The 14,022-nt window shown below is 59.3% G+C and carries 16 protein-coding genes; 10 read left to right on the plus strand and 6 right to left on the minus strand.

From position 1 onward, the window contains the following. Positions 1-84: 84 nt before the first annotated feature. The 5 genes from PHQ58_RS12775 to PHQ58_RS12795 all read left to right on the plus strand — a co-directional run bounded on the left by PHQ58_RS12775 (position 85) and on the right by PHQ58_RS12795 (position 4,329). A complete protein-coding gene (locus PHQ58_RS12775; RefSeq protein ID WP_300111516.1) occupies positions 85-606 on the plus strand; it encodes an adenylyltransferase/cytidyltransferase family protein in 522 nt (173 codons plus the stop codon). Between the two features lie 76 nt (positions 607-682). After that, positions 683-1,231 carry a TlpA disulfide reductase family protein gene (locus PHQ58_RS12780; RefSeq protein WP_300111518.1) on the plus strand — a complete coding sequence of 183 codons (549 nt, stop codon included), beginning with the start codon at positions 683-685 and terminating at the stop codon, positions 1,229-1,231. 27 nt (positions 1,232-1,258) lie between these two features. Beyond that, positions 1,259-1,747 carry a thioesterase family protein gene (locus PHQ58_RS12785; RefSeq protein ID WP_300111519.1) on the plus strand — a complete coding sequence of 163 codons (489 nt, stop codon included), beginning with the start codon at positions 1,259-1,261 and terminating at the stop codon, positions 1,745-1,747. A 72-nt stretch (positions 1,748-1,819) separates the two neighbouring features. Then, the gene (locus PHQ58_RS12790) at positions 1,820-4,168 is read left to right on the plus strand and encodes a methyl-accepting chemotaxis protein (RefSeq protein WP_300111520.1); all 2,349 of its coding nucleotides are present in this window, start codon (positions 1,820-1,822) and stop codon (positions 4,166-4,168) included. Positions 4,169-4,191: 23 nt separating this feature from the next. Continuing rightward, positions 4,192-4,329 carry an EAL domain-containing protein gene (locus PHQ58_RS12795; protein WP_300111581.1) on the plus strand — a complete coding sequence of 46 codons (138 nt, stop codon included), beginning with the start codon at positions 4,192-4,194 and terminating at the stop codon, positions 4,327-4,329. Positions 4,330-4,393: 64 nt separating this feature from the next. Here the strand turns inward: PHQ58_RS12795 and PHQ58_RS12800 are convergent, their stop codons facing one another. Next, on the minus strand, positions 4,394-4,831 hold the full coding sequence (locus PHQ58_RS12800) for an acyl-CoA thioesterase (RefSeq protein ID WP_300111521.1): 438 nt from the start codon (positions 4,829-4,831) through the stop codon (positions 4,394-4,396). A gap of 90 nt (positions 4,832-4,921) precedes the next feature. Between PHQ58_RS12800 and PHQ58_RS12805 the strand changes: the two genes are divergently transcribed. Continuing rightward, positions 4,922-6,793 carry an ABC transporter ATP-binding protein/permease gene (locus tag PHQ58_RS12805; RefSeq protein ID WP_300111523.1) on the plus strand — a complete coding sequence of 624 codons (1,872 nt, stop codon included), beginning with the start codon at positions 4,922-4,924 and terminating at the stop codon, positions 6,791-6,793. A gap of 67 nt (positions 6,794-6,860) precedes the next feature. Continuing rightward, positions 6,861-7,889 (plus strand): diguanylate cyclase, encoded by a 1,029-nt coding sequence (locus PHQ58_RS12810; RefSeq protein ID WP_300111525.1) that lies wholly within the window; start codon positions 6,861-6,863, stop codon positions 7,887-7,889. Between the two features lie 35 nt (positions 7,890-7,924). Here PHQ58_RS12810 and PHQ58_RS12815 read toward each other — a convergent pair whose 3' ends face one another. The 4 genes from PHQ58_RS12815 to PHQ58_RS12830 all read right to left on the minus strand — a co-directional run bounded on the left by PHQ58_RS12815 (position 7,925) and on the right by PHQ58_RS12830 (position 10,589). After that, on the minus strand, positions 7,925-8,323 hold the full coding sequence (locus tag PHQ58_RS12815) for a TspO/MBR family protein (protein WP_300111526.1): 399 nt from the start codon (positions 8,321-8,323) through the stop codon (positions 7,925-7,927). Positions 8,324-8,376: 53 nt separating this feature from the next. Beyond that, positions 8,377-9,819: a dihydrolipoyl dehydrogenase gene (locus PHQ58_RS12820; RefSeq protein WP_300111528.1), complete on the minus strand. Its 1,443-nt coding sequence runs from the start codon at positions 9,817-9,819 to the stop codon at positions 8,377-8,379. 111 nt (positions 9,820-9,930) lie between these two features. Then, positions 9,931-10,137, minus strand: coding sequence for a CsbD family protein (locus tag PHQ58_RS12825; protein WP_300111529.1), 207 nt, complete (start codon positions 10,135-10,137; stop codon positions 9,931-9,933). A gap of 134 nt (positions 10,138-10,271) precedes the next feature. Then, complete coding sequence (locus tag PHQ58_RS12830; protein ID WP_300111531.1) at positions 10,272-10,589, minus strand: hypothetical protein; 318 nt, start codon at positions 10,587-10,589, stop codon at positions 10,272-10,274. 456 nt (positions 10,590-11,045) lie between these two features. On the opposite strand from PHQ58_RS12830, the gene PHQ58_RS12835 reads away from it, so the two are divergent. Both PHQ58_RS12835 and PHQ58_RS12840 read left to right on the plus strand, forming a co-directional pair. Beyond that, positions 11,046-11,669: an alternative oxidase gene (locus tag PHQ58_RS12835; RefSeq protein WP_300111533.1), complete on the plus strand. Its 624-nt coding sequence runs from the start codon at positions 11,046-11,048 to the stop codon at positions 11,667-11,669. Between the two features lie 148 nt (positions 11,670-11,817). Beyond that, positions 11,818-12,300, plus strand: a complete 483-nt coding sequence (locus tag PHQ58_RS12840) for a glycine zipper 2TM domain-containing protein (protein WP_300111535.1) — start codon at positions 11,818-11,820, stop codon at positions 12,298-12,300. Positions 12,301-12,313: 13 nt separating this feature from the next. Here the strand turns inward: PHQ58_RS12840 and PHQ58_RS12845 are convergent, their stop codons facing one another. Continuing rightward, positions 12,314-13,153: a patatin-like phospholipase family protein gene (locus tag PHQ58_RS12845; RefSeq protein ID WP_300111537.1), complete on the minus strand. Its 840-nt coding sequence runs from the start codon at positions 13,151-13,153 to the stop codon at positions 12,314-12,316. Between the two features lie 111 nt (positions 13,154-13,264). Between PHQ58_RS12845 and PHQ58_RS12850 the strand changes: the two genes are divergently transcribed. Next, a complete protein-coding gene (locus PHQ58_RS12850; RefSeq protein WP_300111539.1) occupies positions 13,265-13,972 on the plus strand; it encodes a VOC family protein in 708 nt (235 codons plus the stop codon). Positions 13,973-14,022 lie beyond the last annotated feature (50 nt).

Below are 14,022 nucleotides of genomic sequence, written 5' to 3' on the forward strand. Positions count from 1 at the left end.
AGAGTCTGTGGAAATAGCCCACACAAAGGGGGCGAGTAAAAGGCAGAGCATAAGCGACCGGGCGGGCCTGATAGCATCAAGCACATGCCTGAAACCCCCTTTATTCCCGACTTTGAAGACGTTGCCAGCGCGCCCGACCTCATTGGCAAGCTGTGCCGCCCCGAAGATTTGGTGCAGCGCCTGGCCGCATTGGCGCGCCCGCTGGTGTTCACCAACGGGGTCTTTGATGTGCTGCACCGCGGCCACGTGATGTACCTGGCACAAGCCCGTGCCCTGGGCGCCAGCCTGGTGGTGGCGCTCAACACCGACGCCTCGGCGCGCCGCTTGGGCAAGGGCCCAGACCGGCCGCTGAACAACGAAATGGACCGCGCCTGTGTGGTGGCTGCGCTGGCTAGCAGCACGCTGGTGACCTGGTTTGACGAAGACACGCCGGTTGAACTGATCGCCCTGGTGCGCCCCGACATTCTGGTCAAGGGCGGTGATTACGACATGGCCCGGCTGCCCGAGACCGCGCTGGTTGAATCCTGGGGTGGGCGGGCGCTGGCCCTGCCGTTTGTGGCTGGCTACTCCACCACGGCGCTGGTCAAAAAAATCCGGGAAATTTAAGGTAAATCAAGCTGTAGCCCTTGTTAAATAAGCGCAAGCAGCTCTGTTTTATATAGCTATTCAAGAGGCCTTTGAAATGATGTTCATGAACGCAACGCGGCTGCTGCTGATTACCCTGCTGGGCTTGGCCATGGCCACCGGCGTGGCGGCCAAGACGCCGGGTGAAGTCGAGGTCGGCAGCGTGCTGCGTGAGGCCACGCTGCGTGGCCTCAACGGCCCAGACCAAAAGTTGTCGGCTTTTCGCGGCAAGCCGCTGGTCATCAACGTTTGGGCCAGCTGGTGCCCGCCCTGTATTGCCGAGATGGGCTCGCTGGAGCGCCTGGCCTGGAGCGACCTGGGCCAGCAGTTCACCGTGATCGGCATCTCCACTGACGACTACCCCGACGCTGCCAAAGGTTTCCTGCGTAAAAGCAGCGCCACCATCAACCACTACATTGACCGCCAGCTGGAACTGGAGCACATGCTGGGCGCCACGCAATTGCCGCTGACCTTGCTCATTGATGCCAAGGGCCGGGTGCTCAGCAAGACGGTGGGCGCGCGCGAATGGGACGGCCCCCAGGCCATGGCGTTGATACGCAGCACGTTTCGCCTGGGCGCACCAACCCCGATTTTGCTGAAAAAATGACCGATGGCGCCCGGTGACAATCTGACCATGCCCAAACACACCACCCCGCCCGCCGACCTGCAGTTTGAAGACGAATTCATCGCAGGCGTCAAGAATATCTTCGAGGAAATGATCGTTTTCAACCGCATGCTGGGTTTGAAAATCACCCAAATTTCACCAACCCAGGTCAAAGCCCGCATCGACATGCGCAATGAATTGGTGGGGCATTACGCCTACAACCGCATCCACGGCGGCGTCATCAGCGCCGGGCTTGATGCCATGGGCGGCCTGGCGGTGATGGCTGCCTTGGGCGCGCGCCACATGGACGAGTCGCCGCAGCATCGGCTGCAGCGCTTTGCCAAGCTCGGCACGATTGACCTGCGCATTGATTACCTTCGCCCCGGCATTGGCGAGTGGTTTGAGCTGCGTGCCGAGGTCATGCGTCTGGGCTCACGCGTGGCCTCCACCCGCATGGAATTTCTGGGCGCTGACGGCAAGCTGCTGTCGACCGGGTCGGGCGCTTACATCGTCTCCTGACCCCCCCCGGCTGGCGCGGCGCTGGCGGCTGCTGGTTTTATACTTCAGGCATAAAACGCCGTTGAGACTGCCATGAAGAAACTAGCATCTGCCCTTGTCACATCTACTTTTTGGCAGCCTGCCGCACTCTTGATGCAGCGTTTCAGGTTCCCGGGCAAGATGGCTCTGATCTCCCTGGCCTTTCTGGTTCCGATTTGCTGGCTGCTCTGGGTCACGGTGAGCACCAAGCTGCACGACATTGGCTTTGCCCAGCAAGAGCGCTCCGGTGTGCATTACGCCAGCGCCATTTACCCGGCCATTGACTTGGCCGGCCAATGGCGGCAACAGGCGCGCAATGCGGCCTTTGGTGAAGGCGGCGAGCAGTTGCAGCAAACGCGCCAGGCCTTTGACAAGGCCTTTGCCGATTTGCAAGCCATTGACGCCAAGGTGGGCCAGTCGCTGAACGCCAGCGCTGGCTTTGCCGCGCTGCGCAGTGCCGTGCTTGCCGCACAGGCCGCACAGCCCGCACCCGGTGTCAAAGCTGACCCGGAAATGGTCTACAACGGCATGATCGGCGTGTCGCGCAGCCTGGCCCATTTGCTGGATGTGGTGACAGACGGCTCAGGCCTGGCGCTTGACCCGGACTTGGCCAGCTACCACTTGATGAGCGCCGTGCTGCTACGCGCACCCGACGTGATTCAGACCACCGTTGAAATCCGTGGCCTGGTGCGCTCTGCCCTCAAAGCCGGGCAAATCACCCCCGACAACGCGGCACGCCTGAGCGGCTTGCTGGCGCTGCTGACTGGCGACACCGCGAAAGCCAAGATGGCGCTCGACAAAGTGCAACAGGCCGCCCCTGACTATGGTCCGCGCCTGACGCTTGGCGCTATCCAGGCCACGCAAGAGTTGATGGGCCTGGTGCGCCTTGGTGTGCCCGTGGGGGCCACTGAAGTCAAGGGCGATGCGGCTGCGTTTGTGGCCGCAGCCAACCAAACCCTGCAAACCCAGTTCAATCAGGTTGAAAAAAACCTGCAGGTGCTCGACGCCATGCTGGCAGACCGGCAAGCCGCCCTGCAGCGCAATTTGTGGCTGGTGCTGGGCGTGACGACGCTGTGCCTGCTGGCTGGCGTTTACCTGTGCATGGGGTTTTTCCGAGCCATGAGCAACGGGTTTGTGGCGCTGCGCCACCACTTGATCAGCATTTCGATGGGGGACCTGCAAACGGCCATCAAGGTGCAAGGGCGCGACGAAGTGGCTGGTTTGCTCAAAGAGCTTTCCAGCATGCAACTGGCTCTGAGCATCACGGTGCAGCAGGTGCAAGACGCCAGTGAATCGGTGGTCACCACCAGCATGCAGATTGCACAAGGCATGCAGGATTTGTCGGCGCGCACCGAATCGGCCGCCGCTGCATTGGAAGAGTCATCTGCGGCACTGGAGCAAACCAACTCCACCGTGGCCATGACGGCGGAATCCGTCAGCAAGGCCTCTGAGATTGCCACCGGCAATGCCACCACCGCCAGCCAGGGCGGCGCGGTGATGCAGGACGTGGCCAACACCATGGCGCGCATTCAGGTCTCGTCACAAAAAATCAGCGACATCATTGGTGTGATTGACGGCATTGCCTTTCAGACCAATATTTTGGCCTTGAACGCTGCCGTAGAGGCGGCGCGCGCTGGTGAGCAGGGCCGTGGTTTCGCCGTAGTGGCCACCGAGGTGCGGGCTCTGGCCGGGCGCAGTGCGGCAGCCGCCAAAGAGATCAAGCACTTGATCACCAGCAGCACGGACGAGGTCACGAAAGGCACCGCCATCGTGCACGAGGCGGGCGAGCACATGCAGCAAATTGTGGAAAACGCCGCGCAAGTCAAAGACCTGCTCGATGAAGTGGCCAACGGCGCCCGCGAACAAAGCCTGGGCATTGGGCAAATTGGCGCCGGCGTGCACGAGCTTGACCGCAACACCCAGGCCAACGCCGCGCTGGTGGAAGAAACTGCAGCCTCATCCATGGTGCTGAGCCAGGCCGCCGTGCGCATGGCAGCCCAGGTAGACGAGTTCCGTCTGCCCGGTGCAAAGGCCTCACCATTGGTCGAGGGCGTTGATGTGGACGCCGTCATCGATGGCCACCGTCAATGGAAGGTCAAGCTGCGCGATGCGATTGAGGGGGGTGACCAAGTCGATGTAGCCACGCTCACGCGCGATGACTGCTGCGCCTTGGGCAAGTGGATTTATGCCGATGGCCAGCGCCTGCGCGGGCGCGCCAGCTTCACGGAGCTGGTCAGCAAGCACGCGCATTTTCACCAGGTGGCGGGTCAGGTCGGGCAGCTAATCAACGCGAAACGTTATGAGCAGGCCATTGATGCGCTGGCGCCCAACACGCCCTTTGCCACGGCCACCAGCGACGTGGTGATGGTGCTGTCGGCCGCCAAAAGGTTGGGGTTTGTGTAACTACATCAGGAGGTGGGTTGTCGGTGACTGCCGAGGGTGTGGAGCGCACCGACCAACTGGCGTTTTTGCGACAAGCGGGGTGTGATGAAATTCAGGGTTATTACTATGCCAAACCGCTGCCGCTGGCCGATTTCCTGGCGTTTTGCCAAGCCAATCAATAGTTGAGTTAAATTGGCCTCTAGCCCTTTTAAATAGAGCGCTAGCAGCTACTGAATTAGTAGTAATTTAAACTGTTGGCTTGGGTACTTCACGCGGCCTGCCCTGCTCATCAATGGCCACGTAGGTGAGTGATGCCTCGGTTACTTTGGTGTATTGGCCCTGCAACTTGAAGCTCTCGGCATAAACCTCAATCTTGACCGTGATGGAGGTGCGACCAATGCGCACCAGCTTGCCGTAAAAACTCAGGATGTCACCCAGGCGCACCGGTTGCTTGAAGATGAACTCCTTCACCGCCACCGTCGCCATGCGGCCATCGGCATAGGGCGCGGCAATCACCGCGCCCGCCAAGTCAACTTGCGCCATCACCCAGCCGCCAAAAATATCACCATTGGCGTTCAAGTCCCGCGGCATCGGAATCACCTTGAGCACCAGCTTTTCGTCACGGGGCAACTCCAGCTTGGGCGCTGGGGTTTCGGTAGCGGGGGGCAGTGGGCTTGCAGACATGGGCACAATCCTTACTTAACGTGTTGAGGACAGGGTTGGCGCACTTCGTGTCGCTGCAGCCTGTCCCGCAAATATTCAGGATTGTCCCCCATGCGCAGCCATTCTTCCGCCCGCAACCGCGGCGCCGCCACCGACCCAACTTCTGCCACCGCACCCGGCGAAAAGCCGCCCCGCACCGACTGGGCCACCTTGCAGCGCCTGTTTCCTTACCTGTGGGAGTACAAATGGCGTGTGATGGCCGCGCTGGCCTTCATGGTGGGAGCCAAAATGGCCAATGTAGGTGTGCCGCTGCTGCTCAAGGAACTGGTTGACACCATGAATCCCAAGGCCAGTCTGGGCGCGCAGGCCTTGCTGATCGTGCCGCTGGGCTTGCTGGTGGCCTATGGGTTGTTGCGCCTGTCAACCACCTTGTTTGCCGAATTGCGTGAGCTGATTTTTGCCAAGGCCACCGAGGGCGCGTCACGCTCCATCAGCTTGCAGGTATTTCGCCACTTGCACGCCCTGAGCCTGCGTTTTCACCTGGAGCGCCAAACGGGAGGTATGACGCGCGACATCGAGCGCGGTACCCGCGCCGTGCATTCGCTCATCAGCTATTCGCTCTACAGCATCTTCCCGACGCTGATTGAGGTGACGATGGTGCTGAGCATTCTGGCGGTCAAGTTCGACATGTGGTTCGCCTGGATCACCATCATCGCGCTCATTTTCTACATCAGCTTCACCATTTTGGTGACTGAGTGGCGTACCCAGTTCAGAAAACAGATGAACGAACTTGACAGCACCGCCCACAGCCGTGCCATTGATTCGCTGCTGAACTACGAAACCGTCAAATATTTCAACAACGAAGAATTTGAAGCCAAACGCTACGACGAAAACCTGGAGCGCTACCGCAAGGCTGCGCTCAAAAGCCAAACCACCCTGAGCGTGCTCAACACCGGCCAGCAACTCATCATTGCAGCCGGCCTGGTCGCCATGCTGTGGCGTGCCACGCAAGGTGTGGTCGATGGCCGCATGACGCTGGGTGATTTGGTGATGGTCAACGCCTTCATGATCCAGCTCTACATCCCGCTGGGTTTTCTGGGCGTGCTGTACCGCGAGATCAAACAGGGCCTGACCGACCTGGAAAAAATGTTCACCTTGATGGAGCGTGAGCGTGAGATTGCCGACCTGCCCGGTGCCTTGCCGCTGGCGCTGGTGGATGAAAGCAGCAACGTGCTGAACGCCACGGCTGGCAACGCCAGCGTGAGTTTCAGACATGTCAACTTCGCCTACGACCCGGCCCGCCCGATCTTGCACGACATCAGCTTTGACATACCTGCAGGGAAAACCGTGGCGGTGGTCGGGCCGTCCGGCTCGGGCAAGTCCACGCTGGCGCGGCTCATGTTCAGGTTTTACGACGCGCAAAGCGGCCAGATTTTGATTGCAGGGCAAGACATCAAGCAGGTCACGCAAGCCAGTGTGCGCCAAGCCATTGGCATCGTGCCACAAGACACCGTGCTGTTCAACGACACGGTGGAATACAACATCGCCTACGGTCAACCCGGCGCCACGCGCGAGCAGGTGATTGAGGCGGCGCAATCGGCGCACATTCACAACTTTATTGCGGCCACGCCCAAGGGTTACGACACCATGGTGGGTGAGCGCGGCCTGAAACTCTCGGGCGGCGAAAAACAACGCGTGGCGATTGCCCGCACCCTGCTGAAAAACCCGCCGATTTTGATCTTTGACGAAGCCACCTCGGCCCTGGACTCCGCCAACGAGCGCGCCATTCAGGCTGAATTACAAAGCGTGGCGCAAAACAAGACCACGCTGGTGATCGCCCACCGGCTGTCCACCGTGGTTGATGCGCATGAAATTCTGGTGATGGAGGCCGGGCGCATTCTGGAGCGCGGCTCGCATGCAGAGCTGCTGGCGGCTAATGGGCGTTATGCGCAGATGTGGGCGTTGCAGCAGAGCTCAGAGTAGGTTTTAAGCCTTTTTGGTCTATAGGCCATGTAGAGCAAGCGCTAGTAGCTATCTAAATGAGAGTAAGTTGCGCATTGAGGTGGCGTGCCATTTCCGTAGTTTTGATGGGCGGGCTAAATGTACGGTTCCACACAGACCATTTTTTCTGAGTCAGCTAGAGTTGGATACCCGGACGCGAAACACGTCGACGTATTGGACTGCCAAAAAGGACATCCCCATGAAAAAGAAACATAGTTCCAGCTTGCCTGAAGGCGCCCAAGCAGCCAAGTCCTTGAGTCAAGTGCTGAAAGAAAGCGAACTCATCAAGGACATGGTCAAGGAGTCTGCAGATGAGCTGGCGTCGGTCAACGTCATCCTCAATGAAGAGTTTTCGAATCGGAACCGCCTGCCTGAAGTGGAGATGGCCCTTGAGAAAAGCGAAGCCATTGAAATCAAAGTGCAAGACGCGTCGGAAAAACTGGCACAGGTCAATCAAGCTCTGGAAAATGAAGTCAAGGACCGTCACCTCCTGGAGCAGGAACTGACGATGGTCAAGGATCAGCGGGAGGAGACTTTGCATGCCGCCCTCCATGATGCTTTGACCGGGTTGCCAAATCGCGTGCTTTTTTATGACCGGCTGGAACATGGGATAGCGCAAGCCACACGGCATGGCTGGACTTTGGCCGTGATGTTCATGGACCTTGATAAATTCAAAACCATCAACGACACGCATGGCCACGACGTTGGCGACGCCGTTCTGCAGACAATTGCCAAGCGGCTTATTGAAAATACACGCAGCGACGACACGGTCAGCCGCCATGGCGGCGACGAATTTCTTTATCTGCTCATGGAAATGAAAGAAGACCAAGACGCTGCCATCGTGGCAAAAAAAATCATCTCAGCGGCTCAAGTGCCGTGTGATGTCAGCGTCGGGCAACTCACGGTCAACACCAGTATTGGCATCTCGATTTTTCCGAAAGATGGCACTACCGCAGAGGCCTTGATCAAAAGTGCCGATGCAGCCATGTACCGAGCCAAGCAAAACAAGTCTGGCTTCGCCTTTGCGAGTGACAGTCCTACGCCGCAGCACGAACATGCTGGAAAATATGGGATGTGAACGGGGCTGCCACATCCTGTTTGAAACGGTCCATATCAAAGGTTGAGCCAAGTGATAGACAGCTGGAGCACGGTGGCAAACATCACCCACACCAAATAGGGCAGATTGACCAAGGCAACCCACCGGGCGGATTGCCAAATGGCGCGCAGGGCCCATACCAGTGTGGCCAGCACCAACAAGATGTCGACAGCAGCCAACCCGTTGCTCTTCAGGCCAAACTGCAGGGGGGTGAAAGCGGCATTGAATACCAGGTTCAAGCCAAATGGCAGAAAAATTGCCCAGCCAATTTGCTTTTTGAACGCCAAATACAAAACATAGCCAAAACTGATGGCAATCACCACGTAAAGCACCGACCACACCGGCCCGAAAATCCAGGCTGGAGGTGAGAAAAAGGGTTTGGCAAGGCTGGCGTACCAGTTGGCAGAGTCGTTCATCGGTTTCTTTCAAGTTGCACCGGCGCAGCGCACATCCGGTGGCTGTTCCAAGGCTAAGCGCCAGGTCCGCAGTCCATACACCCTTCAACGACCTGTGGACCAAGGTGCAGTTGGTGGTTAAGGTCTCGCAGGGCAGTGCGCAGCCCTTCTTCGATGACCGGGTGATAGAAAGGCATGTCCAACATGCTTGATACCGTCATGCGCTGTTGCGCCGCCCAAGCCAGCAGATGCCCGATGTGCTCGGCGGCAGGGCCGAACATTTCCGCCCCCAGAAACAAGCCGGTACCCCGTTCGCCATAAACCTTCAGAAGACCTTGGTTGCGCAGCATGACCCGGCTGCGCCCTTGGTCCTCAAAGGACACGAGTCCGACGGCAAAGCGGTCCTTGTGGTCTTGCTCCAGTTGCTTCAGATTCAAGCCCACCGATGCCACTTGCGGGTCAGTGAAAACCACCGCCAGCGGCGTGCGGCGCAGGCCGGGTTGGATGCCTGGGAACAGCCCTGCGTTCTCGCCCGCAATGCGGCCTTGGTCGGCCGCTTCATGCAACAGGGGGCGGTCGTTGCTGGCATCTCCGGCAATAAAAATGGTGCTGTCGCCGCATTGCAGCGTGAAGCGGTCAAAAAGTGGCACGCCGCGATCATTCAGCTGCAGGCCCGTGTGCTCCAAGCCGAGGCCAGCCACGGCAGGCGCCTGACCGGTGGCTGCCAGCACATAGTCAAACGCCTCGGTTCGCCAGGCGCCGTCGCGGTGCAAGTAGTTGACTTCGACGCCGGTGGCCGTTTCCTTGACCGACTTCACCTGAGCCGAGGCGTCAAGATAAAACTCGTGGTTGAAGGTCTGGTTGGCATAGTCCCGAATCGCCGGGTCTTGAATGCCGGCAATGCCGCCGCCCACGCCAAACACCTTCACACTTACACCCAGGCGGCTCATGGCCTGCGTCAGTTCCAGCCCCAGCACGCCAGGTCCAAACACCGCCAGGCTCGCCGGTAAGGTGGGCAGATCAAAGACGTTTTCATTGGTCAGCAAATGCGACCCCAGCCCTTTCAGGACCGGCGGCAGAACTGGTTTGCTGCCAGTGGCGATGACGATGCGCTTGGCATGAATCAGCTGGCCTTGCTCGGTCACCAGGGTGTTGGCATCCTGAAACCTGACCTTGGTAGTTAACCGGTCGTCGGGTGCAATGGCCTCAATGGCCGCCAGCACAAAGCTGACAAAACGGTCGCGCTCGCGCTGCACGCGCGCCATCACAGCACCTCCGTCCACCGCGACTGCCAGCACCTGTATCCCGAAGGCTGAGGCATGGCGAGCCTGATGCGCGGCCTCGGCGGCAGCTATCAGCAATTTGCTGGGCATGCAACCCACGCGCGCGCAGGTCGTGCCATAGGTGCCACCTTCGATCAGCAAAACAGAATCAACTTGGGCGCGGGCGGCCCGGTAGGCGCCCATGCCAGCTGTACCGGCACCGACAATGGCGACTTCGACATGAATGGGTTTCATGGCCGTCTGGCTGTGAGGCGTGACCACTTACTTGGCCAGCCAGAGCGCCAACCCGTCGGCGCTGCCAGCAGCTTGACAGGAACACCGGGTTCCACTGGCCCGATGAACATCTTAAAGACGCTTGATGGCATCTTTAACAGCCTCTTTGGCGTCTTCGACGATCTCCTTGGCATCACCCAGCCGCTTTTCTGCCTTGCCAGTGACTTGTTTGTGAATGCCCTTGGCCTCCTGCTCTTTGTTGCCAACAAGTTTCCCGGCTTCCTCTTGGACCTTGCCAGCGATGTCTTTCACAGTGCCTTGGATTTGATTTTTGTTCATGGTAGTTTTCCTTTGAAAGTGAGCGAATTGCTTCGCAGGCGAGTCAGTTGATGACTCTGGCTTGGATGTTATGGAGTCAGCGTGTTTTCGTCTGTGCGATTGCGTACAAAAAGGCTTGGACGAATGGCGCCGGGCTAGTCGTCTGGGTTCACCGCGGCTCCGGCAGCGGCTCCGCCCAGTGCGCCGGCAACCGCACCCAGCGAGGCGCCGACCAAAGCGCCTACAGGGCCAGCCACCACAACGCCGATGGCGACGCCCGTGGCAGCACCTGCCATCACGCCGCCACCGATCAGCACCGAGTTGGCCTCGCGCTCGACATCCTGGGGTTCTAGCGCGGTCTGCGCTGCAGCATCCGGGTCTTGCGACGGAATACCGTGGCCGGGGTTGGCCTGTTCAGCAAGGTCTCCGTCAACAGGTGTGGTGTTGGACGGTGGGGTGGTCAGTGGGTTCATAGGTTTCTCCTGGTTCAGCTGACGGTGGCATGGGCATCAGGCTCGGTCCGCAAACTGTTGTATGACGGTACGCCCCGGGAACGGGCCCGTCGGTGCGACAGCGTACGGATGCTGATCACTGTGCACAGTTCTCAGAAACAGAGTCAGTCAAGCTGCTCCGGCGCTGCGCTGTCATCAGGCTGCACATGGCGATCTGTGCCTGTGTTGGCTGGCGTACCGACGCATTTGTGCATGCGCGGTGCAATACACCTTCTATCCATCGTCTCAATTGAGTTGGTTTTGAAGGAGTCAAGATGAATCAAAATTTTCCCCAAAGTACGGAGCGCCGTTGCAGATGAGCCATCAAAAACAAGAAAGCAAGACGCTCCATCGGCAAGAAGCCGGTTCAGCAATCCATCTAGCCCAATGTTTCCAACTCGGTTTTTGCACTGGGCTGGACGTCTGGGGACATAAGTTGTGATTGACGCTGAACCCATCCAACATCGAAAACCAGTGTGTTTTCGTGACCGATTTGCCTACAGACTGGTCAAGTTCATGCGCTTCTTTGCTGACGCGTTTTTCTCAAAACGTTACGGCAGTCGCGCCGTCGTGCTGGAAACCGTGGCTGCTGTGCCGGGCATGGTGGGCGGCACGCTGCAGCATTTGCGGGCGCTGCGCCTGATGAAAAGTGACGGGGGCTGGATTCGCGTGCTGCTCGATGAAGCAGAAAATGAACGCATGCATTTGATGACCTTCATTGAAATTGCACAGCCAACGCGGCTGGAGCGGCTGCTTGTTCTTCTGGTGCAAGGTGTTTTTTACAACCTGTTCTTCGTGCTCTATGTGTTCTCCCCCAGCACCGCTCACCGGATTGTGGGTTACCTGGAGGAAGAGGCGGTTTATAGCTACACCGAATACCTGGCAGGCGTCGATGATGGCACTTACCCGAATGTGCCAGCGCCCCAGGTCGCCATCGATTACTGGAAGTTGGCACCAGGCACCGCGCTGCGTGACGTCATCGTCGTGATCCGTTCCGATGAGGCACACCACCGCGATGTCAACCACCAATTTGCCGATGAACTAGCAGGTGGCCAGGCGTGACGTGATGCTGGTAACTTGGGGTATGTAACTCGCCATCAGCCCGGACACACGCGCTTACAAAGGAAACAGTTTGAGTACATGCCATGTCATCGTTCGCGCGTTTAATAAATTCACTCGCCAAAAGGCGATTTACTTCACGGAAAACTTGATGAACATGACCCAAACCCCCAACCGAATCCATCCCTTATTGGCCGCCGCTGCGGTATCTGTCACCTTGGTGAGCCTGGTCGGCATTGCCGCCATGACGGACGTGCTGCCGAAATCTCACAGCACTTCTATAGATGCATCACATCAGACTGGCTTGGTGTATGCGGCACCCGCGCCGTTGGTGGCCACACCTGTCAAAAGCGCCTTGGAGGCACCACGGAGCAAACCTGTCGTGCACCAAACCTCGCAGGCGGTGGTGCAGCGGCCAGCGCAACAGCCGGCTCGGCATTATTCGGCAGCGCCTTCGCAGCCGCCCGCCGCAAAGGTGACTCAAAACAGCCCGGTGGGCATCGGCGTGGGCGCGGTGGTGGGTGGCTTGCTGGGGAATCAGGTGGGTGGCGGCAACGGGAAAACCCTGGCCACCATTGTTGGCGCCGTGGGCGGGGGCTACCTTGGCAACGAAATCGCCAAGAAAAATCAGTAACCGCCTGCGGGTTTTATGGCCTTGAGCCACTGGCTGACGTGCAGAACCTATCGCCGTCCCGCCGTCCAAGGTCGAAAGTGGCTTGCAGCGCGGCATCGTTGGTGTAGTCCCACGCGCCGGCCGGGATGGGTTGTGACGGCTGCACATAGGTGCGCCCCTCAACCCTTGGTAAATTTGGAAATTGCCGGGTCAGAAGCACCAGCGTCTGGCCGTTTTTTTGTGGCACGCCGTCGGTTGGTACATTGCTGACCAGGCCGCCATCGAAGATGGCACGGCCGTTGTGCTTGGCTTGAGGCGTTAGCGGTGGCACGCATGAGGACGCAATGATCAGGTCGGCCAGCTCGTTTGGGGTCGCGCATTCCCGCACCGACAAGTAGAGCGGCTTGAAGCCAACGCGGCGCCCCCCGCAAGCGTGCACCGCTTTGGTGTTGCAGGCATCCAGCCCGACCGCCACCATGCCCAGTAAAAACGCCAGTCGACCTGTGGCCCATTGCGGTGGGCAGGCAATCAACACAAAGATTTCAGGCCCATGGTGCAAGCGTGTCAGGGCCTGCCCGTCGATGCTGCCAAGGATCGCGTTGCGGTACAACTTGCCATGTGGGAAGACGGGCTGCTTGTGCAGCAGGTTGGCCAGGTAGAGATTGCGCTGGTTGTCGGCAATGGCTTGCTTGAATCCTGCAAAACCGTGGTCAAAGGTGCCGGCAAACAGCGCGCAGGCCATGGCCGAGCCGGCGCTCACCGACACCACCCCTGACGGTTTCAAATCCAGTTCGTTGGCAGCGACTGACCAGAACCCGGCCTGCCAGAAACAGCGGTTGCCGCCGCCCGCAAAGACGATGTTGTCAAAGTGCACGGTATATGCCCCCCGAAAACCCTGAAAGTTACGCCCAGAGGCGGGAGGGCGATTGCGAAATCTCAACGGTCCATACCGATGACCCTTCCCGCGGGATGGTATGGTCAGGCCATGAAAACACAAATTGATCACCTGGTTGTCGTGGCCCAAACCCTTGAACTTGGGGTGCAGTGGTGCGAAGCCACCTTAGGCATCACGCCGGCCCCGGGTGGCGAGCACGCCCAGCACGGCACCCACAACCGCTTGTTCAAAATAGCCACGCCCACTTACCCGCTGGCCTATTTTGAAATCATTGCCATCAACCCCGGTGCCAAGCGCACCGGCAGTGCGACGGCGAGCCGCTGGTTTGACATGGACGACGCCAAGCTGCAAGCCGCTGTGGCCATTGAGCCGCGTCTGGTGCACTTTGTGGCCAGCACCGATGACCTGCAGGCGGCCCGTACGGCCTTGAAAGCCCAGGGCATTGACCGCGGCCCGGCCGTGCAGTCCAGCCGCCATTCGCGCCGAGGTGTGCTGCAGTGGCAAATCACCGTGCGCGAAGACGGCCAGCGCCTGTTTGACGGCACCCTGCCGAGCCTGATTCAGTGGGGCAAGCCAGATGCCGCCGAGCCATTGCGCCTGCACCCGCGCAACACCTTGCCGCGCTCCGGGGTGACACTGCAGAGCCTGGCCATCAGCCACCCCACAGCGCCTAAGCTGCAGGCGGCTTATGAGGCCATCGGGCTCACCGGTGTTGAGGTATCAGCAGGTCCGGCCAACCTGATTGCCACGCTGCACACGCCCAAAGGCACGGTCGCGTTGCAGAGCCATGGCATTTAGCGGCCACGTCAGGCGGTAGCCACTACACTCGGGCCGCCGTCAAATTCCTG

The sequence above is a fragment of the Rhodoferax sp. genome (genome assembly GCF_028688795.1).
GTDB lineage: Bacteria > Pseudomonadota > Gammaproteobacteria > Burkholderiales > Burkholderiaceae_C > Rhodoferax.

What these genes read in the sequence shown, in the direction of transcription:
- PHQ58_RS12780 (WP_300111518.1), top strand. Translation starts at nt 683, where the DNA reads ATGATGTTCATGAACGCAACGCGGCTGCTGCTGATTACCCTGCTGGGC.
- PHQ58_RS12800 (WP_300111521.1), bottom strand. Translation starts at nt 4,831, where the DNA reads ATGTCTGCAAGCCCACTGCCCCCCGCTACCGAAACCCCAGCGCCCAAG.
- PHQ58_RS12775 (WP_300111516.1), top strand. Translation starts at nt 85, where the DNA reads ATGCCTGAAACCCCCTTTATTCCCGACTTTGAAGACGTTGCCAGCGCG.
- PHQ58_RS12805 (WP_300111523.1), top strand. Translation starts at nt 4,922, where the DNA reads ATGCGCAGCCATTCTTCCGCCCGCAACCGCGGCGCCGCCACCGACCCA.
- PHQ58_RS12830 (WP_300111531.1), bottom strand. Translation starts at nt 10,589, where the DNA reads ATGAACCCACTGACCACCCCACCGTCCAACACCACACCTGTTGACGGA.
- PHQ58_RS12850 (WP_300111539.1), top strand. Translation starts at nt 13,265, where the DNA reads ATGAAAACACAAATTGATCACCTGGTTGTCGTGGCCCAAACCCTTGAA.
- PHQ58_RS12820 (WP_300111528.1), bottom strand. Translation starts at nt 9,819, where the DNA reads ATGAAACCCATTCATGTCGAAGTCGCCATTGTCGGTGCCGGTACAGCT.
- PHQ58_RS12815 (WP_300111526.1), bottom strand. Translation starts at nt 8,323, where the DNA reads ATGAACGACTCTGCCAACTGGTACGCCAGCCTTGCCAAACCCTTTTTC.
- PHQ58_RS12825 (WP_300111529.1), bottom strand. Translation starts at nt 10,137, where the DNA reads ATGAACAAAAATCAAATCCAAGGCACTGTGAAAGACATCGCTGGCAAG.
- PHQ58_RS12840 (WP_300111535.1), top strand. Translation starts at nt 11,818, where the DNA reads ATGAACATGACCCAAACCCCCAACCGAATCCATCCCTTATTGGCCGCC.
- PHQ58_RS12790 (WP_300111520.1), top strand. Translation starts at nt 1,820, where the DNA reads ATGAAGAAACTAGCATCTGCCCTTGTCACATCTACTTTTTGGCAGCCT.
- PHQ58_RS12785 (WP_300111519.1), top strand. Translation starts at nt 1,259, where the DNA reads ATGCCCAAACACACCACCCCGCCCGCCGACCTGCAGTTTGAAGACGAA.